The sequence below is a fragment of the Neorhizobium sp. DAR64872/K0K18 genome (assembly GCF_050500175.1).
In the GTDB taxonomy this organism is placed as follows: domain Bacteria; phylum Pseudomonadota; class Alphaproteobacteria; order Rhizobiales; family Rhizobiaceae; genus Neorhizobium; species Neorhizobium soli.
Genome location: NZ_CP191445.1, coordinates 560,006 through 580,269, shown reverse-complemented (window position 1 = coordinate 580,269; position 20,264 = coordinate 560,006). Strand labels below are relative to the sequence as shown.

Here is a 20,264-nt window from a genome sequence, read left to right as displayed (position 1 = left end):
AGTGGATGGAGAGGGAGTTGGAGCGAGTGGATACGATGCGCGCGTCCGTCGGACGTTGTGTGTCCAAGAAAGGTCGCTCGTGAACTTCATGTTACCCACGATACGGTCCGCAAGATATTGCGCACCGACGAGACCAACTTCTCCTACGAGCGCGAGCGGCAGCCTTTGTCGAAAAACTGAGTCTGGAAGGCAGAGCTCGGGCGGTTCATCGCAAACGAACGAAGACAGACCACCGCGGGAATGGCTAACGCTGATCTGGATTTACGAGGAGCTTCGGGCATCCGAATTTCAGCAGCTATCGATTCTTTCTGCCGTTATTCCAGGGTTTGGGCGAAGAACCACGGATCAGCGAGCGCGCAGGCCTATGTGCCGCCCTTTTGAACCCGGCGAAGCTATCAGTTCGACTTTAGCCACGCGCTAGGCGCGGCAACGACCATGAAAGGCCAACATCCGGCTCTGCCACAGCCGCATGATGTGTGCCCGTGCGTATATGCGAGGTAAGCCCACGGTAAGGGTCGTATTGCAAGCCCGGCCATTGATTGGAATCGTGGCCGGCTTCAGATCGGAATGTACGAAGGGACGTCAAACTTTTATGCTCTCTAGAATGCCGTATAGCCGGAGGCCATACTACAAGAGGTCATCCGCTTCAGAGTTGGCCGCGGCCGGCGCGAGAGCCACAATTGCACTACGCTGATCGGTGCCAAGCCCACCATTAAAGGTAATGAGCATTTCTGCGTCGTACAACAGGTATGTCGTAAGCGCCCGGTCAGGCCATTTCCGACGGTCGTTGCAGGTTCCACGGCAGGAGTTCGTCGATTCGGTTGATGGGATGATCGGCGATACGGGTGAGGACCTCCCGCAGGTAGGCTTCCTGATCGAGGCCGTTTAGCTTTGCGGTTTCGATCAACGACAGGATTGCAGCCGCGCGTTCGCCGCCCTTGTCTGATCCCGCAAACAGCCAGTTCTTGCGGCCGAGCGCAATCGGCCGGATCGCCCGTTCAGCCGCATTGTTGTCGATCTCGATGGTGCTGTCTTCAAGGAAGCGGCAAAGCGATTTCCAGCGGGAAAGCGTGTATCGGATCGCTTCCGCTGTCCGGATTTTTGCGGCAGGCGTTTGAGATTGTCATCCAGCCGTAGCCACAAGACGTCGACCTTGCGAGTGCTGCTATGTTGCCGCACAGCTTTCCGCACATCTGGAGGCTCACCACGAATGACCTTTTCGATGTCGTAGAGTTCGCCGATCCGAGGCAGTGCTTCCTTCGCAATCGGTGCTTTTCCTGAAGTCGTCAGATCGAAGAACTTGCGTCTTGCATGCGCCCAGCAGGCGGCTTCCAGGACTGTCGGTGGGCTGCCTGGCTTGCGTGGTTCGTAGAGGTCACGGAAGCCTGCGTAGCGGTCGGCATGCAGCACGCCGGAGAAGGTGGCCAGATGCTGCCTGGGATGCAGTCCCCTACGATCCGGACTGAAGAAGTAGCAGACTGCAGGTGGGATAGTGTCACCCCAGGGACGGCCGTCGCGAACATAGGTCCACAACCGCCCGGTCCTGGTCTTGCCCTTGCCTGGCTCCAGAACCGGAACGGGCGTGTCATCACCATGAAGTCGATGGCCAACGAACACACTGTCCCGAAGCTTCATCAGCAGCGGCTCCAGCAATATAGTAAGCATCCGTCGAAGGCCGCGGGTCAGGCCGCCTGAGCATTCAGCGTCTTGGGTGCCCAGTTCCACGGTAGCAGTTGCTCCAGCCTGCTGAGAGGTGTGTCGGCGATACGGGCAAGGACGTCGGCAAGCCAGGCCTGTGGGTCGATGTCATTGAGTTTGGCGCTCATGATCAGTGTCGCCATGAATGCCGCACGTTCAGCACCACGATCCGATCCGGCAAACAGCCATGACTTCCGTCCAAGTGCAAAGCCTCTGAGCGCGCGCTCGGCGGCATTGTTCGTGAGACAAATCTGTCCATCGTCGAGGAAGGACGTGAAGCCGTTCCAGCGCTTCAGCATGTAGTGGATCGGTTCAGTGACGGGAGAACTGCGCGACAGTTTTGCCCGCTCGGTCTGGAGCCAATTATGCAGCTCTTCGGCGAGTGGCTGGCTGTCCTTGCGGCGGCGCTCCAGTCGTTGCTCGGCGCTAAGACCATTGATCTCCCGTTCGATATCGAACAGGGCGTCTATCCGCTTGACGGCCTCCAACGCCATCGGTGAGATCGGCGCAACTTTGCTGCCACGTTTGGCGTTCCCGGCGATGTCGGCCAGCACGAAGAACTTGCGGCGTGAATGTGCCCAGCAGAGTGCTTGGCACAGAGGCGCGGGATTGGGGTCTACCTTGAACAGCGGATTGTAGCCGCCATAGGCATCCGCCTGCAGAATGCCGGAGAAGGTCTTCAAGTGGCGCTCTGGATGCTCCTGCCGTCGATCCCGCGAGGCATAGTAGAGGGCGGCGGGCGGTGACTGTCCGCCGAACGGCCGATCGTCCCGGACATAGGTTCAGATGCGGCCCGTATCGGTCTTTCCCTTCGCCAGGATCGGCACGGTCGTGTCGTCGCCATGCAGTCGCTCGGCCGCCGGGACATGGGCCTCGATCAACGAATGGATTGGCTTGAGGGCTGCGGCGCACGCGCCGACCTGGTCGGCTAGCGCCGACAGGCTGAGGTCGATCCCCTCTCGGGCATAGCGCTCGCTCTGGCGATTGAGCGGCTGATGCTGGGCGAACTTCTCGAACAGGATCATCGCCAGAAGGTTCGGGCCGGCAAAGCCGCGGGGTGTCACATGGAAGGGTGCTGGCGGCTGCGTGATCTTCTCACACTCGCGGCAAGAGAACTTCTCCAGCACGGTCTGAATGACCTTCCACTGACGCGGAATGACCTCCAGCGTCTCGGTAATGTCCTCACCAAGATTCGACAGCTTTGCTGAGCCGCAGCAGGCGCAACGGGCTGGGGCGGCGATGACGACACGTTCGCGCGGCAGGTGTTCAGGAAATAGTTTCCGTAATGGTCGCTTGCGCTCGAAGGCCCTAACGGTCGAGGGTCTCGCCTGCACGGATGAAGTCGGAACCGCCACAAACCGGGCATGAGCGCGTTGCCTGATGCGTCACGTCATGGCGTGGCAGATGATCGGGTAATGGCTGGCGGCTTGGTCTGGCTTTGGCCGCACCGGCATTTGATGGTGATGCCGGAATCATGGCTTCCGCCTCGGCCGCCTCGATATCTTCCAGCGCCAGTTCGAGCTGTTCGATGGCGCGGTCCATCTGCTCGGAGGACGAACCAAACCGGGCCCGTTTGAGGACCGCAAGCTGCGCCTTCAATTTGTCGATCAGGGTGTCGCGGGATTGAAGCTTCCGGGCCTGTTCCATCAGTGCTGCCTTCGGCAGGGCCGTGCCGCCGGTCGGGGATGGCCAGGGAAAGCGGAATCAGGGCAGGCACGTTGGGGCTTGAGGAATCCGTTTCCGACGTCTCGAGTGCATGCGGGCTCACACCCAGCCGCTGCGAAACCTCCGCAACCGGATAGCCACGTTCCGTGATCTGACGCACCGCGTCGCGCTTAAACTCTTCGCTGAAATTCGATCTGCTCATGATGATCTTCTTGCCTCAAAATTAGGAAAGAAGGCGTCTACAAGTCTCGGGGCAATTTAACAGGGGGCTACCGAGCCTTACGTGAACGACACCACGCCCACGAGCTTCACGATCAATGGTGGGACAACGCCTTCCGTTTTGGGCGTGTCCTTCTATTGGAGAGCATGAGTAGATCACTGATCCTCAACGGCCCTCACGATAATGGCCGCTGCAGTCATGAATTATAGATGGAATAACGCGTTACCTGAGATCCGAGACAGAGACGCCATGATATCATCTTCGTAATCTAGATTGGTCGCGTAGTTCCGGCCTTGCTTGGCGATAGTTTTGGCTTTGGTGTCGTTTTCGACGCACCAAGCCACTTTCTGCTCAATGTCGCTCAGATCGTTGGCCACCGGCACGTAATGAACCCACGGCTGGAGAAACTGGTTGGGCCAGAGCTGCCAGTCGCTATCGACCAGGAGCATGCAGCAACCAAGTCGGAGCTTTTTCAGAAGCTCCCATGAATTTCCGTTCCCGTCGATCTGAACGAAAAATTTGTGCGACATGTAGTCTTCAGGTGTGGCCCACCCTCTGCATAGGTCCTTGCCGACAAGTATTCCTCTGATCGCTTGCTCCTCATCCAGATTGGCTGCTTGCACGACATTTGTGAACCCGAAATCCATAGCCGGTCTATTGCGGGAGCCGATCTCGCAAAGGCGGTAGCGTGGCAATGTGTGGACGTTTTGTTGCGTCAGCCACCCTCCGGCGGGCACTGCGCCTGTGGTCGAGCCACGCCACAGGGCAACCGGCTTTCGATCTGCCCAAGAGGTCACGCCTTCGCGTAAAACGTCTTCGTACCCTCGCGCCTCGGTATAGTAGAAATCCGGAAGCAGCGTGACGTTCTGATAGGTCATCTTGCGTTGCCAGCTCACGCTTAATATGTCGCGCGGTGCGTCTTCTCCCTGAAAGACAAATGAGAGGCCTTTCTCTGGGATGCGGCTGAGCGGCAGCAAGGTCAGCACCTCTTCTGCATATGTTATCATACTGGCGGTGCGGTGATTTTCGCCATACTAGCGGAGGATTATTGATGCCGACGAGCGGTTCATTTCTACATGAATAGTGAAGTTCAGATAGACATCATCCGTACCCACTAGTCTGCTAAGTTCGTCATGCGATACCAGCTCGGTGACTACTTTTAACTCTCCCATGATGGGCCCTCTCTCCAGCACAATTTGCTGAACCACATAGTCACCCGTGCGGTCTTAGTCCAGTGGGTTGGCGTCAGCGCATGCTTTAAAGCAGACCGCCTCGCCATCCGCTTAGACACTTTTGGAGCCCTCTAGTTTTCGCCACACGACCGGCAGGCGTCAATCAGATCTTGAGCAGGCGCTCACAGGGCCTTTTTCATTCCCGCATTCCGTGCCCGAAACCCGGCGCATGCGCCACGCGTACCACCATCGGAGAACACAATGACCACGCCTCGCACCAGCGCTACGGGCCGGATGGCTATTGCTGCGCATGGAGGATCACGGCTGACCGCTAAGCTGACTCTATCGGCATAACGACCGTGAGGGTTAGCCATACGTCCGCTGCAGGGCTACCGTTGGTCAAAAAGGGGTGAAAATCACGGCGGCCAATGTGACGAGATCCTTGCCCGCGATCTGGCGGCAGTCGAGGCCGATGACAACCGGCTGGTGGAGGTGCTGATTACCCAGAACCAGTTCGACGCTCTCGTTCCCTGGTGTTCAACAGCGGTTGCACCGCCTTCCGTAAATCTTCGCCGCATACGGAAATAGGAGGTGCCAGGGAGGCTACATAGCGAGCTCGATATGTCACAAGATAAGACGCCCTGCATTTACGTGGTTACGTTCCATTCAAGCCAAATTCTGAGGCACGTGTAGGTGCTTGCGATCAGTAAGCGGACGAGATAGTGCATGGTATTATGGTAAAACGATAGGACGACTTCAGATGGGGATCACTTCGTACGCTCAAAACTTTGAAGATGTAATCCTATGGCGCGCGCTGGGTCACATTGAAGGAGGTGCGTATATCGACATTGGAGCGCAAGATCCTGTGATAGATTCCGTGAGCTTAGCCTTTCACGAAAGGAACTGGCGCGGCATTCATGTTGAGCCATCAGCTCAATACGCCGACTTACTCAGAAAAAACAGGGTGGGCGATGTAGTCTTACAAGCTGCAGTTTCCGGGAAGAACGGCCTGCTTCAGTATTTTGAGATACCGGACACAGGAATATCCACAGCCGAAGCCGAGATAGCCGCCAGACATAAGGCTACTGGATTTAATATACTAGAGTTATGGGTTCCGAGTATCACTCTGGAATCCATATTTGAGATGGTTGGTGAGAAAGATGTCCATTGGTTGAAAGTTGATGTTGAAGGTAGCGAAAAACAAGTTTTGAGTAGCTGGGGTCAGAGCGGGGTTCGCCCTTGGGTTGTCGTTGTCGAAAGTACACTCCCTCTAACAACGGTGCAGAACCACGAAGAGTGGGAGGGTATTCTCCTAGACAAGGGATATGATTTTGCTTTGTTCGATGGGCTTAATAGATATTACGTCTCCCATTCTCATCTGGATTTGGTAGCGAAGGTAAGCGTTCCAGCAAACGTGTTTGACGCATTTACTCTCACCTCGCATGCCTTCTCAAGAGAGCCGGAGCGCGACGCTGCGGACGAAGTACACCAGAACATACCTGACGCCCCGACTTCCGAATTAGGTAGTGAGGTGAGGCGAGATGTATCATCTTTGTGGAATGCGATGGCTTCAGTAAGAACGGCCATTAATGAGCAACTTCAGGCGCTAGATGAAGCGAAAGCCACTGCCGCTTTAAGTTTATCTAATGTCGGTGAGTTCAGTCTGGAGATTGCGGGAATCCAAACCCGGTTATCCGGTAATGAAGCTAGGTTGCACGCTCAGGATGGCACGAATGAAGCCCTGTCGAAGAGCATTGAGCAGGTTGAATTGAACTTGGTAACGCATAAAGGTCTGCTTGAAGAAGTGAAACTCGACGGTTCCTCTGCGCATGCCGCGGCAAATGAGCATGCTCAGTCGATTGCCGAGATCCAGGATCGCTTGACAGACAGTGAGTCAAAATACAACGCTCTAGCTGAAAAAAACGGCTCCTTATCCGAAAGCGTTGACAGCGCAGGCCTTTCGATACGATCGCTCGAAGCTTCCGTAGCGCAGACTCTTGATAGTCTCACTGTGAGAGGGGACGAAATAAATCTCCTTCTATGCAGCGTAGATACTATCAAGATGCAGTTGCTCACGACGGACGAAGTCTTGAAGGAAATGAGGCTCCAAGCAGGGCAAAATGAAGAGCTGGTTGCCGAACTCGCTTTGGGACTGCAAGCAGTTTCCCAGACCATCGAAAAAATAGAAAGTCGGCGATGGCTATACAGGCCCCGGGCTAATAAAACTTAGGGCGGAAGCAATGAAGATACGAGAGAACGTGAATAGCGTCTCATTGGGTTGGGCAGCGTAGGCAAGATTGCCTTTATCGGTGGCGTTCCACCGAGTTGCCGCGCCGGTCCGAAATACCTCCCACATCGCGAAGCCCCCTGCTCCCGCAGACCACCTTCAATGCGATGACACGCTGCTGTGAGTCCATCTGCGGCCAAGGGTTCCCGCTAACGATGGTAAGCCCACGTGAAGGCCGTCTTGCGATGACGGGCTGTTATACCAAACGTCATTGATCAGTGCCCTTGCGCCCATTTGCGTTGGCCGATCAACATGATCTTCCACGGTCGGTCCTGCAGGGGTCGCCAAGCCTAGCAGCAGTTGTCGACGATATCCTCGTAAGAGTTGAAGACGCGGTTTGAGAGCCAGTTGTGTAAGCATCCGTCGAAGGCCGCGGGTCAGGCCGCCTGAGCGTTCAGCGTCTTGGGTGCCCAGTTCCACGGTAGCAGTTGCTCCAGCCTGCTGAGAGGTGTGTCGGCGATACGGGCAAGGACGTCGGCAAGCCAGGCCTGTGGGTCGATGTCATTGAGTTTGGCGCTCATGATCAGTGTCGCCATGAATGCCGCACGTTCAGCACCACGATCCGATCCGGCAAGGCGCGGACGGCCTTGTTCCCCGCCTGGCCCAGCGGCGCGTGAGCTTGTTCTTCTGGCCTATCCGAGCTTCATCCTGGAACCAGATTTCGATCACTTTGCCCTTGGCGGGCCGGGGCCGAATTCTGCCACAGCGGCGGGAAATTTTTTCAAACGCCTCGGCCGCCTCCGGATCCCGCGCATGATGTCTTGGGCGAGCCGAGAGCTTGCGATACCCCATGGCACGCACTTCGCGACCCAAGTTACTCGCTCACCGAGATGCGGAGCTCTTCCCAAACCCATTGGACTGACCTGCCACTGAAGTTTCATCCGGCTGCGACTAGAGCCTCGGCGGTTTTTGATACGCCAAATGGCGCGATGGGAGCAACCGGCGGAAACGCGAAGTTTCCACTTTGCGTAGCGTTGGAGTCGGTTGCGGCGATGATCCCGGCATAGTCCGCCGGGCTCTGGTATCTGAGCGATGAGTGGGGCCGGAAGTTGTTGTAGTCGTCGGCCCATTCCGCAATGGCGCTGCGGGCATGATCGAGACCAAAGAACAAACTTTCATTGAGCAGTTCATCGCGCATGCGGCCGTTGAAACTCTCGACATAGCCGTTTTGCATTGGTCTTCCAGGCGCAATGTAGTGCCATTCGACCTTATGATCCTTTGACCATGCAAGGATGGCATTCGAGGTCAGTTCGGTCCCGTTGTCTGAAACGATCATGCCGGGCTTGCCCCGTCGCTCGATAAGTGCCGTCAGTTCTCGCGCGACACGGCGACCGGAGATCGATGTGTCCGGGATCGCCGCCAGGCATTCGCGCGTGACATCATCGACCACATTCAGGATGCGGAAGCGTCTGCCGCAGGCGAACTGGTCGTGGACGAAATCCAACGACCAGCGGGCATTGGCCTTTGCTTCGACCAGGATCGGCGCTCGTGTGCCAACAGCACGACGTCTGGCTTTCCGCTTGCGCACGGAAAGCCCTTCCTCGCGATAGAGCCGGTAGATGCGATTGACGCCGGAGGGCTCTCCGTCTCGTCGAAGCAAGATGAACAATCGACGATAGCCAAAACGGCGGCGCTCATTGGCCAGATCGCGCAATTTCGCTCGCAGATCGACTTCCGGCGGTCGAGAGGATCGATAGCGGACCGTCGTTCGGTCTGCTGATATGATCTGGCAGGCCCGCCGTTCCGAAAGCCCCATTGTGACCTTCAGATGCGCGACAGCTTCACGCTTGGCGGCAGGCCCTACCATTTTTTTCCGAGAAGCTCACGAAGTGCGGCAACATCCAGCATCTGCTCAGCCAGCAACTTCTTCAGCTTGGCATTCTCGTCCTCCAGCGCCTTCAAACGTTTGGCCTCCGACACCTCCATGCCGCCGTATTTGGCCTTCCAATTATAAAAGGTCGCCTCAGAAATCCCGTGCTTGCGGCAAAGATCAGCGGCCTTAACGCCTGCCTCCTGCTCCTTCAGCACCCCAATAATCTGCTCTTCCGTAAATCTCTGCTTCTTCATAAGTCCGTCCTCGATGAGCCGGACTCTAATCCATTCTGGAGGAAATTCTCAGTGGCAGGTCAGCTGCCATCTATGACTGACGACCTATCGCAGTATCTACAAGGTCGGCAGGTTCATACAGGCGGTATTTTGCATACGTCTGTGGAACCCCAAGATGCTTGGCTGCGTCAGCAATCAATCCCAGAATTAAGGGGGACGTAAGTGTTCCGCGGCGGCCACGATGTTGTCGCAGGCGTTAGCGTTTCCTCCCAGCCACCAGCCCTCGGTGAGAAGACGGTAGGGCAGGCGGGGAAGGGCGGAGCGTTCTGGGATGAGGTGATTTCCACTGAGAGCTGACCCGGAGGGGGTGCGGACGAAAACTAGGACCACGAAGGAGGTAGTTCATGTATTCCTACGTAGACAGACTTCGAGCGGTTGAGCTGTATCTCCGGCTGGGCAAGCGACTTAACGCGACCATTAGGCAGTTGGGTTATCCTACAAAGAATGCCCTGAAGGGTTGGTACCGGGAGTACGTCGAGAACCGCGACTTGCGTGTTGGGGCGGTAGCTCGAGCACCGAAATTCTCCGAGGCCCAAAAACAGGCCGCACTTGAGCACTTTCGCACCCATGATCGTTGCATCTCTGCGACGATGAGGGCGCTCGGCTATCCTGGACGAGGAACACTGACCGCATGGGTTCGTGAAACGTTTCTGGAGACGCGAACATCGATGGTCGGTCGGTCATGGCATCCGGGCTATAGCGAGGATGTGCGGCAGGCTGGTGTCATCGGGCTATGCGGTGGGGATGAAACCGCACAACAGGTAGCTGACCGACTGGGCGTCTCAAGGCCGACATTGTACAGCTGGAAAGATCAGCTACTCGGTCACGAGGCTCACACATCCATGAAACGCCGCAAAGCCAGCCCCAAGGTACCTGAACGTGAAGAGCTCGAGCGACAGCTTGAAACCCTCCAGCGTGATGTCCGCCAGTTGCAGCTCGAGCATGATCTCCTGAAGAAGGCCAACGAACTCATAAAAAAAGACCTGTGCGTCGATCTGCAGATCCTGAGTAATCGGGAGAAGACACAGCTGATTGACGCCCTTAAAGAAAATTATCGCTTGCCAGAACTGCTGGCCGAGCTTCGAATTGCCCGAAGCTCCTACTTCTACCATCGTGCCCGCATATGTTTGGTAGACAAGTACGCCGCCGTGCGCCTCAGCTTAGCGGATATCTTTGAAGCGAACCGCCGTTGCTACGGCTATCGGAGAATGCAGGTGTCGCTGGCCAGACAGAGCGTGATGATCTCGGAAAAGGTCGTCCAGCGCTTGATGAAGCAGGAGCAACTGGTTGTTGCCAATCCGCGTCGACGGCGGTTTGGATCTTATCTGGGAGAAATCAGTCCCGCGCCCGAGAACCTGATCAATCGTGACTTCCATGTAAAAGCGCCGAACGTGAAATGGCTTGCAGACATCACCGAGTTCCAGATCCCAGCTGGCAAGGTGTACCTTTCGCCGATCATCGACTGCTTCGACGGCATGGTCATCAGCTGGTCCATCGGAACCCAACGAGATGCTGGTCTCGTCAATACCATGCTGGATGCAGCCATCGGGACCGTGGACGACGGCGAACAACGGCCAATCATTCATTCCGATCGCGGAGCCCACTATCGCTGGCCTGGCTGGCTCAACAGGATCAGCAATGCGGAGCTGGTCCGTTCGATGTCCCGCAAAGGCTGCTCGCAAGACAACGCAGCGTGCGAAGGCTTCTTCGGCAGAGTGAAAACAGAGCTCTTCTATCCACGTGACTGGAAGGCCATCACGATCGAACAGTTCGTCGCCGAAGTGGACGCCTACATCCGCTGGTACAATGAGAAGCGTATCAAGTTATCGCTGGGATCGCTCAGCCCGGTCGAGTATCGTCAGAGCCTCGGCCTGAACTTATGAAGCAGTCCAACTTTTATCCGCACCCCCTATAAGGCTGCGCCGGGTCAGCTCTCAGTGGAAATCAACAGCGGAGCGAGGTGTGGTGCCCTAACGGATCTGCTTGACAAGGTTCAACCCGCGGGAGACCATGGGGCAAAGTAGGCTCGTAAGGTCAACGACCTGATTGACGACCGCAGCCGATCTATGCTTGCGGGCTGCGCCACATACGTACCGATCTTCCGACGGGCCGCAAGGCGGCTTTTCGGTTTCAAGGACGCACGACGGCACGTATTGGAAAGCCGCTTCTGCCTGGTCAGCAGCCCCATCTAACGCCGCATTTTTCGCGACAAAGGATCGCCTGTGAGGATCACTTTCGGTGATTGGCATCGACAACTAGGGCTGGCACCCCAGTCGTCGCTTTGGCAATACGGTAGATGCCCTAATCGTGCCCTGTCGGGACGTCGTCATTCGGACGGATCTAAGAGACTCCATAGCTCATCGATGTCGAGCTCTGCGATGTCGCTCGATAACTTGTTCGGCGCGTTGATCAATCTCGGGTCAAGCCGCACGCTCCACGGGAGCTCGGCGGCTCGCTCGCCTTGCGCTCCCAAATCAAAAACCATAACGGGTAGTTTGAGTGCGATTGGTATTGAAAGCGTGTAGCAGTAAGTCTCCGGCCAGACGCTCGAGATGAACACGAGGTCCGGTTGGATTTCCTTCAGATGCTCGATCACCTCGTCCTCGGATGAATAGGCGCCGGTCACATTGACGCCGGCAGCCTTCATTGCCGCATCCTGGTCGGAATAACCAATGATGGAATATTCGATGTCGAGGTCGTGCGATACCGCGTGACGGGCCAACGCTAAAATCACGTCGCTGCCTTTATGGGGACCGATCGCTCCTATACTGGCGACACGGATTTTACCGTCTTCCAAACGGCGGACAGCCCGCTCGTCTGTTCGAAACGGCTCCTCGTGGGGAAGCCTCGAACGCCGGCGATCCCTGCTCGGTCAGGCTGGGGAGGCCACCGAAGAGGCGGAAGGCTTAATTGTGGGCATCAAACAGCATCTCATGTGTCTGTATGGAGATACGCCCGTACGAAGCAGGCCCTGGAGCAGCTCAGCTTCGTGTGAGCCTGGAGCTTGGTGCGCTCATTGCCAATGATCGCCTAGTCCTCCGACCAGTCGAACTGGAACGCTTCGCCGGCGTTGAGATTACAGTTCTCATTGAACTGGTTGAGAGTATCGAACGACTCGAAAAACTGATTGCCGCATTCAAGAAGGCAGCCTTTGGACGTAAATCCGTGAAGAGTGATCCCGACCAGTTCGACTTGGCACCGGAAGACTTGGAAACTGCCATGTCCGCGATCCATGCCGACGCTGCTGGCGGACAGAAGGTTGCAAGGCCACGCGCGATTAATCGCGGCTCCCTTCCAACGCATCTTCCGCTTGTCGAAGAGTTGATCGAGCCGGAGAGCCTAACATGCGCCTGCGGCCATTGCTTGCATTGCATTGGCGAGGATGTTTTCGTACAGCTAGACGTGCTCCCGGCACAGTTCCGCGTTATTGTCACCCGCCGTCCGAAGTATGCGGGCCGCGCCTGCACTGAGTCGTCGTCAACGACGAGGCGCAAGCGCCCTTCATGCAATAGTCCGGCACGCACAGGCACTATTCAACCAATCGCTTCACTTAGTTGTGGTACAAGATACGTGTAGGAACGCGTTCTGCAAGAGACTTCGATCCTACGCTTCAAAAACTGGCATACGACTAACGCGGGCGAGCCTTCCGTTCGAACATGCCGACGAGGTCACCTGACGTTACGCAGGGCGACGCGAGGGGAGCACAGCATGCACGGCCGTAACGCCGATGACGACGATGGCGCCGAGAATGATGCCCAGCAAAGCCTGAAGCGAGGATGTCGTAAGCCACCCGACCACAGCCGGAGCAACCCCGATTGTAGTCGTCATGAAATGGGATGCCCCTTCTATGACATGCTCGGGTGTTGACAGCCCGAGCCCATCCAGCCCGTGGACGACGATACTGCCGCCGACCCAGAGCATGGCCGCAGTGCCCACGGCCGCCAGGATCTGTAGAAACACCGGCACACCCTTGACCAGACTGCGGCCGATCACCCGTGCCGTACCAGATCCGGCCTTTGCCATGTGCAATCCGATGTCATCGGCCTTTACGATGAAAGCCACGACGCCATAGACGGCAACCGTTATCAGCACTCCCACGGCAGCAAGCACCATGGCCTGGGTATAGATGCTGGAATCCGCAACATCGGCAAGCGTCAGGGCCATGATCTCTGCGGATAGGATGAAGTCCGTGCGGATAGCCCCGGCGACCTTCTGTTCTTCGAGCGCGACCGGGTCAACCGGTGTCGCCGAGTCACCCACATCGTGCGCGTGAGGAGCCAGCAGACCATAGATTTTCTCAGCCCCTTCGAAACAAAGGTACAGGCCGCCGATCATCAACAGCGGGGTAATCAGCCAGTTGGCGAAGTAGCCGAGCAGGAGGCAGATGGGCAGGAGGAAGACCAGCTTGTTGCGCAGCGAGCCCAAAGCGATGCGCAAAATTATCGGCAGCTCCCGGGCCGGTGATAGCCCAACGACATAGGTCGGGGTTACAGCCGTGTCGTCGATAACAACGCCTGCAGCCTTGACGCTTGCTTTTGCAGTCTGGGCCGCAACATCGTCCAGCGACGTAGCAGCCAGCTTCGCTATTGCAGCGATATCGTCGAGTAGTGCTATCAGGCCTGTCGCCAACGAAATGCTCCGTTAATTTCCGATTGAACACTCACAACAGATCAATAGCACGTCAAGTTCCGTCATCTCTTTTCCGAGCTTTGCTTATGGTTCAGCTGTCCCCCGTCAGGCGAGTTGTCCACGTACCACCAACTTGGCAGCAGCAGAAGTCGCTTTGGCGCCAGCGCACCTATCGCGTCTTGACGACGTCAGCGCGGTAGCCCGGGGATATCGCTGCACCGTACTCGATGACCCGCGTATTCAAGACCTTATTACAGGTAGCGAATCCGACCAGATGAGGTGAACGAGGCATAAGCTCACCCTCTTTCCGCATCCATCATGAGCGTGTCTACCTCACCGCACCCACTGCATGCCGTCGATCTGGATGTCCTGTCCTGTGAGGAAGTTCGGCTCCGATGTCGCGAGGAAGGTGACCACGCTTGCCACATCCTGTGGCGTGCCGACGCGCTTCATCGCAATGCCGGCGGCGAGTTGGGCTTCTCGGGCGTCGATCATGGCGTTCGAGCGTTCCGTCTTGATCACACCCGGGCAGATGGCGTTGACGACGATTTCGGGGGCGAGTTCCTTGGCCAGCGCCCGGGTCATGCCGAGAATACCGGCCTTGGCTGATGTATAGGCGAATTTGCTGACAGCGCTGGTCACGCCACCGGTGTGGGCGTTCATCGACGACATATTGATGATCCGGCCGCCGCCGTTGCGGCGCATAAGGGGTACGGTCGGCTGGATATAATTGAAGGCACCCTTGAGATTGATATCGATCGTGGTGTCGAACTCGTCCTCGGTGATCTCCTCGATCCCCTTCGGCATCGGCTTTCCGGCATTGTTGAACAGCACGTCGATACGGCCCCAGTGCGCATCGACTTCGGCGACGATCTCAGCGGCGCGTCGGTAGTCGCGCACGTCGGCGACGAAGGTCAGTGCCTGGCGGCCGAGTTCGGCAATTTCGCCGGCGGTTCGAGCCAGATCGTCCTCGATCAGATCGACCAGAACGATATCGAAACCGTGTTTTGCCAGATCCAGCGCGCAGGCGCGACCGATGCCGCGGCCGCCGCCGGTGACGAGAGCCACTTTGGGTGTCGTGTCAGTCGTTTCAGCCATCGGCATTCTCCTTGGCAAAGCGGGCAATGTCGGCATGGGTGCCGAACCATACGTCGTCGTGCTGCTTGATGTGCTGGATCAACTCTTCGAGGATGAAGATGCGCGAGCGGTAACCGGAGACATGCGGATGCATGGTGAGCAGAAACAGGCCGCCTTCCTGGTAGGCGAGGTCGAACTCGCGCTTGAAGATGTCGAGCACGGCCGGCGGCGGCGTGTAGGGGCGGTGGGCGGTAAACCGGTTCATGTTGAAGTAGACGGCATCGTCGCGGATCCATTCGACGGGCAGTTCTACCATTCCCGTCGGTTCGCCGTTCTCGACCAGCTCGTAGGGATCGTCGTCGGCCATCAAGGATGAATCGTAGAGTAGACCCAGTTCGCGTTCGATCTCCAGCGTCACGGCGGAGAAATCCCAGGAAGGGGTGCGCATGCCGACGGCACGGACGCCGGTGATCTTTTCCAGCGTATCGGCGGCGCGCAGATGCAGTTCGCGTTCCTTCTCCGGCGGAACCTGCGTGTTCACCTCGTGGATCCAGCCATGCAGGCCGATCTCGTGGCCCTCGGCGATGACTCGTTTCTGCTCCTCCGGATGGAGGAGGGCGGCAACCGCCGGCACGAAGAAGGTGGCGGGCACGTCTGCCGCCTTCAGCGTCTCGAGAATGCGCGGCACGCCACGGCGATTGCCGTACTGGCCCCATGACAGGCGACCGATGGATTCGCCGCCGTCGCGCAGTTCGTTGGTCTCATGGTCGCTGTCGAAAGAGAGTGCGACGGCGCAGCGGGCGCCATTCTTCCAGGTCTTCGGCTTCAGCGAACGGCCGGCCCGCACCTTGTCGACCTTGCCGCGCCAGGTCGCTTCGTCCCATTCCCAGGGTTCCATATCCCGTCCTCCGTTTAAGTCATTCGGCTGCCTGCGGCAGCACCGGTACGGCCGCCAGCAGTCGCTGCGTGTAGGCGTGCTGCGGATCCGCATAGATTGCGCCGGCGTCACCCTTCTCGACGATCCGGCCCTGATACATGATGGCGACGCGGTCGCAGAGGTGGCGCACCACCGACAGATCGTGACTGATGAACACCAGCGACAGGTCGAGTTCGGCGCGAAGGCGGATCAGGAGGTTGATGATCTGCGCCTGGATCGATACGTCGAGCGAGGCGACCGGCTCGTCGCAGACGATCACATCCGGCTGCATGGCGAGCGCTCGGGCAATGGCGATGCGCTGGCGCTGGCCGCCGGAAAACTGGTGTGGAAAGCGGTTGGCGAAGGTTGGGTCGAGACCGACGGCCGCCAGCCATTGCCCGACATAAACCGCCGCCTCGGCACGGCTCACCAGACGGTGGGCGAGTGGTCCCTCGGCGATGATGTCGCCGATGCGCATGCGGCCGTTGAGCGAGGCAAACGGATCCTGGAAGATCGTCTGGATGCGGGTGGTGATCTTTTTTGGCGCGCGACCGGCGCTCATCACGGGTTGGCCGTTGAGGCGGATCGTGCCCGATGTGGGCACGGTGATGCCGGCTGCCATACGTCCGAGCGTCGATTTGCCGGAACCGGATTCGCCAACCAATCCTAGAACTTCACCACGCTTGACGGTCAGTGAGACGCCGGCGACGGCGTGGACCACGTTTGTTGGTTGCGACAGGCCGGATTTGATCGCGAGGTTCCTGAACAACCCGGCCGGCTTTTCGAAGCGTTTCACGACATCGTCGATGACCAGATAGGGACTGCCGAGAGGCGGAAGGTTGGCGGTAGCCGATTTGCGCGGTGGTGGAGCCGCGTCCGTGATACCGCTGCCGCGCAACAGCAGTTGCCCGGGTTTGGCGCGCGAGGGCAGGGCGTCGAGCAGCGCGCGCGTATAGTCGTGCTGCGGTTTCGTCAGCACGCCGAGTGCCGGGCCGATCTCGACGATGTTGCCGGATTTCATGACCGCAACCCGGTCGGCGATCGACGATACGATGGCAAGGTCGTGGCTGATCCAGATCAGCGCCGTGCCGAGCTCGGAGACAAGCTCCTTCATCTCGGCAAGGATTTCCGCCTGGATAGACACGTCAAGTGCGGTCGTCGGTTCATCGCAGATGATCAGTTTTGGCCGGTGCAAAAGCGCTATCGCAATCGCAACGCGCTGGCGCATGCCGCCGGAAAACTGGTGAGGGAAGAAATCCACCTTGCGTTCCGGATCGCTGATGCGAACTTGGCGCAGCGCCTTGATCGCGCGCTCACGGGCTTCGGCGCTGCTGAAGGTTTCGTGGGCTTCCAGCGCCAGCTTGATCTGTGTGCCGATGCTCAGGACCGGGTTCAGAGTCATCATAGGGTCCTGGAAGACCATCGAAATGGTCTTGCCGCGGATGGCGCGCAGCTCATGGGATGGCAGGCCCACCAGTTCGCGGCCTTCGAGTTTGATCGATCCCTCGACGATGCGGCCGGGTTCGTCGATCAGGCCGATGATGGAAAAGCCGGTGATCGATTTGCCCGAGCCGGATTCGCCGACGAGGCCCAGCACTTCTCCCGGCGCGATGGAGAAGGAGACTCCATCGACAGCCTTGACCTCGCCGCGGCCGCTCGGGAACCAGGTCTTGAGGTTGGTGACTTCGAGAAGCGGCGTCGCCGGTGTTGTCACTGGATCGGTCATCGGCGGAGCCTCGGGTTGAGCTGGTCGCGGATCTGGTCGCCGACGAGATTGAGAGAGACGATGAAGATGATCAGCGCGAGGCCGGGATAGATCGAGATCCAGTAACGACCAGAGAGCAGATACTGGAAACCGTTGGCAATCAGCATGCCGAGCGACGGCTCGGTCGGCGGAAGGCCTACGCCGAGGAAGGACAGCGTTGCTTCAAGCGAAATCGCGCTGGCGATCTGCACGGTTGCGACCACGATCAGCGGTGGCAGCGAGTTGGGCAGGATATGCCGCAGCACCACGCGCCATGGCGACAGCGGGATGGAGAGCGCTGCCTCGACATAATCCTTCTGCCGTTCGGCCGCCGCGGCACCATGGGCGGTGCGTGCGAAGTAGGCGTATTGGGCAAAGATCAGTGCGAGGATCAGCTGGTAGCGACCCTGGCCGAGGATTGCGGCGATGACGAAGGCGAGCAGAATGGCCGGGAACGAAAGCTGCAAGTCGACAATACGCATTACGAGGCTTTCGAAGCGACCGCCGATATAGGCTGCGGCACAGCCGACCACGGCGCCGATCACGAAAGCGGTTCCGCTGGCGATGATGCCCATCTGCAGCGAGATCCGCAGGCCGTAGATGATGGCCGACAGCAGGTCGCGGCCTTGCGAGTCCGTGCCGAGCCAATGGGTGTAGCCACCGGTACCGACGTAGCCGGGCGGACGCCGGGCGTCGCGTAGCACCAGATGCGCGAGGTCGTAAGGGTCCTGCGGTGTCACCAGCGGCGCAATCAGGGCTATGAACACGATGACGAACACGAACAGGGCAGCGCCGGTGGCAACCTTGTTGCGGCGGAACTCATCGAGAAAACGGGAGAGTGGAGTGTCGCGCATCAGGCACGCCCCTTTCTCAAGCGCGGATCGAGCAGCGCATAGGTAAGATCGACCACGAAATTGATGACGATGAACAGGAGGGCGACGAACATCAGGTAGGCAACCATGACCGGTCGATCGAGCGAGGTGATGCTGTCGATGATCAGCTTGCCGAGGCCGGGCCAAGAAAAGATCGTTTCGGTGACGACGGCAAACGCAAGCGTCGAGCCGAGTTCGAGGCCAAACACGGTGACGAGCGGAATGGAGATCAGCCGGAGCACATGCCGGCTCAGCACCGTGAACTCCGAAAGCCCGGCAGCGCGGGCGAATTTCACCGTGTCGCTCAGCATCAGTTCGCGAGTGCCGGCGCGGGCAAGACGGATCATCAGCGAGAACTTGAACAGTGAGAGGTTCAACGCCGGCAAGATCATGTGGGAAAGGCCATCACCGGTCAGGAAACTGAAGTCGACGCCGAACAGGCTGGCGGTCTCGCCGCGTCCGCCGGCCGGCATGCAGCCGCATTGCACGGCAAACACCATGATCAGCATCAGGCCGAACCAGAAGGTGGGGACGGAAAAGCCGAGGATGGAAAGTGCCATGATGGCACGCGAGATCGGGTTGTGCGGCTTGTAGCCGGCATACATGCCGATCGGAATGCCGACGAGGCTGGCAAACAGCACGGCGGCCAGCGTCAGTTCGAGCGTTGCCGGTAGGCGGGTCAGGATCAGTTCGCTGACCGGCATGTTGTAGACAAAGGAGCGGCCGAAGTCGCCGTGCAGAATACGCCCGACAAAGGTGAAATACTGCTGCCACAGCGGCTGGTCGAGACCGTATTGCGCGATGACGGCGGCGCGGATGTCTTGCGTTGCGTCCGGTGAGATCAGCACGTCGATCGGGTTGCCCACGGCATAGACGCCACAGAATACCAGTGCCGACATGGCAAGGACCACGATCAGCGCCTGCCACAGCCTTTGCAGGATGAATCCAAACATTCGTTCCCTGTTCTCCCGTCTCGTGCGGGGTTCGAAAATGCGTCGTGTGTCAGGCGGTGGTCAGTGCCAGTCGCCTTCCAGTAGTGCGCGGGTCTCGGAAACGGCGACCTCCCAGATCGCTGCCATGTCTTCATCGGGGCGTTGGTAGAGACCGTGATAATTGCCGTCACCGAGCAGTTCGCGCTTCTGCGCAGCGCCGACGCGGGCAAGCGCCGCGTAGTCGATCTGTGGCTTGGCAGTCGTCGGCTGACGCGCGTCGGTGGTGCGCGTCCAGGGGAAATTCTCCATCCAAGACGCGTGCGATGCGGCGGGATCGGTCTGCTGCACCTTGGCCAGCGTCTGCGGCGCCCGCCACCAGTCGTGGAATTTGACCGATGCGTCGGGGTGGGCATTCAGCCATTCGGAAATCACCACCGTCGCCGGCGTGTTGCCGCCATGGCCGTTGACGATCAGGATTCGCCGGAAACCGGAGCGGTAGATACTGTCGAGCAGATCCTCGATAACGCCAATATAGGTGGCGAGCGACAGCGTCAGCGTGCCCGGAAACGTCGCGAACGACGAGGCGAGACCATAAGGCACGACCGGGAAGACCGGAATACCGAGCGGCTCTGCGGCATCGACCGAGACCTTTTCAGCCAGGATCATATCGGTGGCGAGACTGAGATAGGCGTGCTGCTCGACGCTGCCGATCGGTAAAATACAGCGATCATCTTTTGCGACGCGCTCTTCGACCTGCATCCAGTTCATCTCGGCAATCTTCAATTCGCTACCCTCGTTCTCAATCTTCGCGCAACTGAGCAAAGAACGTTCTGTTTTTCGCACGGACGCACAATATTTGTGCTTTCCGATGCTTTGTGTCGCATGAAGCAAAGTTCCATACGGGACTAAAAAAAGAAATTGACAGCCATTTAAACGATCGTCAAGT

15 protein-coding genes and 5 pseudogenes are annotated in these 20,264 nt (G+C 58.3%); 4 read left to right on the top strand and 16 right to left on the bottom strand.

What is annotated here, in order from left to right:
• Positions 1 to 766: 766 nt before the first annotated feature.
• The 5 genes and pseudogenes from ACQY1P_RS02615 to ACQY1P_RS02595 all read right to left on the bottom strand — a co-directional run bounded on the left by ACQY1P_RS02615 (position 767) and on the right by ACQY1P_RS02595 (position 4,590).
• Positions 767 to 907 (bottom strand): transposase domain-containing protein, encoded by a 141-nt coding sequence (locus tag ACQY1P_RS02615; RefSeq protein WP_430253901.1) that lies wholly within the window; start codon positions 905 to 907, stop codon positions 767 to 769.
• An 81-nt stretch (positions 908 to 988) separates the two neighbouring features.
• Positions 989 to 1,635, bottom strand: a pseudogene (gene tnpC / locus ACQY1P_RS02610) (IS66 family transposase); the annotation flags it as partial.
• Between the two features lie 47 nt (positions 1,636 to 1,682).
• Positions 1,683 to 3,363: pseudogene (tnpC, locus tag ACQY1P_RS02605) on the bottom strand (IS66 family transposase).
• An 85-nt stretch (positions 3,364 to 3,448) separates the two neighbouring features.
• A pseudogene (locus ACQY1P_RS02600) lies at positions 3,449 to 3,565 on the bottom strand (transposase); the annotation flags it as partial.
• Positions 3,566 to 3,786: 221 nt separating this feature from the next.
• Complete coding sequence (locus tag ACQY1P_RS02595) at positions 3,787 to 4,590, bottom strand: glycosyl transferase family 90 (protein WP_430253842.1); 804 nt, start codon at positions 4,588 to 4,590, stop codon at positions 3,787 to 3,789.
• Between the two features lie 537 nt (positions 4,591 to 5,127).
• Here ACQY1P_RS02595 and ACQY1P_RS02590 point away from each other — a divergent pair.
• Complete coding sequence (locus ACQY1P_RS02590) at positions 5,128 to 5,343, top strand: glycoside hydrolase family protein (protein WP_430253899.1); 216 nt, start codon at positions 5,128 to 5,130, stop codon at positions 5,341 to 5,343.
• 172 nt (positions 5,344 to 5,515) lie between these two features.
• On the top strand, positions 5,516 to 6,985 hold the full coding sequence (locus ACQY1P_RS02585) for an FkbM family methyltransferase (RefSeq protein ID WP_430253840.1): 1,470 nt from the start codon (positions 5,516 to 5,518) through the stop codon (positions 6,983 to 6,985).
• 434 nt (positions 6,986 to 7,419) lie between these two features.
• On the opposite strand, the pseudogene ACQY1P_RS02580 reads toward ACQY1P_RS02585, so the two are convergent.
• The 3 genes and pseudogenes from ACQY1P_RS02580 to ACQY1P_RS02570 all read right to left on the bottom strand — a co-directional run.
• Positions 7,420 to 7,614 (bottom strand): annotated as a pseudogene (locus tag ACQY1P_RS02580) (transposase domain-containing protein); the annotation flags it as partial.
• Positions 7,592 to 7,843 (bottom strand): winged helix-turn-helix domain-containing protein, encoded by a 252-nt coding sequence (locus ACQY1P_RS02575; protein ID WP_430253897.1) that lies wholly within the window; start codon positions 7,841 to 7,843, stop codon positions 7,592 to 7,594. The pseudogene ACQY1P_RS02580 and the gene ACQY1P_RS02575, both read right to left, overlap by 23 nt.
• A 76-nt stretch (positions 7,844 to 7,919) precedes the next feature.
• A protein-coding gene (locus ACQY1P_RS02570; protein WP_430253838.1) for an IS3 family transposase occupies positions 7,920 to 9,109 on the bottom strand; the annotation gives its coding sequence in 2 pieces (ribosomal slippage) (positions 7,920 to 8,857 and positions 8,857 to 9,109; 1,191 coding nt in all).
• 383 nt (positions 9,110 to 9,492) lie between these two features.
• On the opposite strand from ACQY1P_RS02570, the gene ACQY1P_RS02565 reads away from it, so the two are divergent.
• A complete protein-coding gene (locus ACQY1P_RS02565; protein ID WP_430253837.1) occupies positions 9,493 to 11,031 on the top strand; it encodes an IS3 family transposase in 1,539 nt (512 codons plus the stop codon).
• A gap of 443 nt (positions 11,032 to 11,474) precedes the next feature.
• Here the strand turns inward: ACQY1P_RS02565 and ACQY1P_RS02560 are convergent, their stop codons facing one another.
• Positions 11,475 to 11,945 carry a hypothetical protein gene (locus ACQY1P_RS02560; protein ID WP_325264660.1) on the bottom strand — a complete coding sequence of 157 codons (471 nt, stop codon included), beginning with the start codon at positions 11,943 to 11,945 and terminating at the stop codon, positions 11,475 to 11,477.
• Positions 11,946 to 12,247: 302 nt separating this feature from the next.
• On the opposite strand from ACQY1P_RS02560, the pseudogene ACQY1P_RS02555 reads away from it, so the two are divergent.
• Positions 12,248 to 12,619, top strand: a pseudogene (locus tag ACQY1P_RS02555) (IS66 family transposase zinc-finger binding domain-containing protein); the annotation flags it as partial.
• 207 nt (positions 12,620 to 12,826) lie between these two features.
• Here the strand turns inward: ACQY1P_RS02555 and ACQY1P_RS02550 are convergent.
• The 7 genes from ACQY1P_RS02550 to ACQY1P_RS02520 all read right to left on the bottom strand — a co-directional run bounded on the left by ACQY1P_RS02550 (position 12,827) and on the right by ACQY1P_RS02520 (position 20,101).
• Entirely contained in the window at positions 12,827 to 13,777 is a 951-nt protein-coding gene (locus ACQY1P_RS02550) for a DUF808 domain-containing protein (protein WP_430253835.1), read from the bottom strand.
• A gap of 333 nt (positions 13,778 to 14,110) precedes the next feature.
• On the bottom strand, positions 14,111 to 14,875 hold the full coding sequence (locus ACQY1P_RS02545; RefSeq protein ID WP_430253833.1) for an SDR family NAD(P)-dependent oxidoreductase: 765 nt from the start codon (positions 14,873 to 14,875) through the stop codon (positions 14,111 to 14,113).
• Positions 14,868 to 15,752: a polysaccharide deacetylase family protein gene (locus ACQY1P_RS02540; RefSeq protein ID WP_430253831.1), complete on the bottom strand. Its 885-nt coding sequence runs from the start codon at positions 15,750 to 15,752 to the stop codon at positions 14,868 to 14,870. Before ACQY1P_RS02540 ends, ACQY1P_RS02545 begins: the two co-directional genes overlap by 8 nt.
• Before the next feature lie 19 nt (positions 15,753 to 15,771).
• Positions 15,772 to 17,496 carry an ABC transporter ATP-binding protein gene (locus ACQY1P_RS02535; protein ID WP_430253829.1) on the bottom strand — a complete coding sequence of 575 codons (1,725 nt, stop codon included), beginning with the start codon at positions 17,494 to 17,496 and terminating at the stop codon, positions 15,772 to 15,774.
• Positions 17,493 to 18,368 (bottom strand): ABC transporter permease, encoded by an 876-nt coding sequence (locus tag ACQY1P_RS02530; protein ID WP_325264670.1) that lies wholly within the window; start codon positions 18,366 to 18,368, stop codon positions 17,493 to 17,495. Before ACQY1P_RS02530 ends, ACQY1P_RS02535 begins: the two co-directional genes overlap by 4 nt.
• Positions 18,368 to 19,339 (bottom strand): ABC transporter permease, encoded by a 972-nt coding sequence (locus ACQY1P_RS02525; protein ID WP_062578112.1) that lies wholly within the window; start codon positions 19,337 to 19,339, stop codon positions 18,368 to 18,370. Before ACQY1P_RS02525 ends, ACQY1P_RS02530 begins: the two co-directional genes overlap by 1 nt.
• 60 nt (positions 19,340 to 19,399) lie before the next feature.
• A complete protein-coding gene (locus ACQY1P_RS02520) occupies positions 19,400 to 20,101 on the bottom strand; it encodes a creatininase family protein (protein WP_209899240.1) in 702 nt (233 codons plus the stop codon).
• Between the last annotated feature and the right edge of the window lie 163 nt (positions 20,102 to 20,264).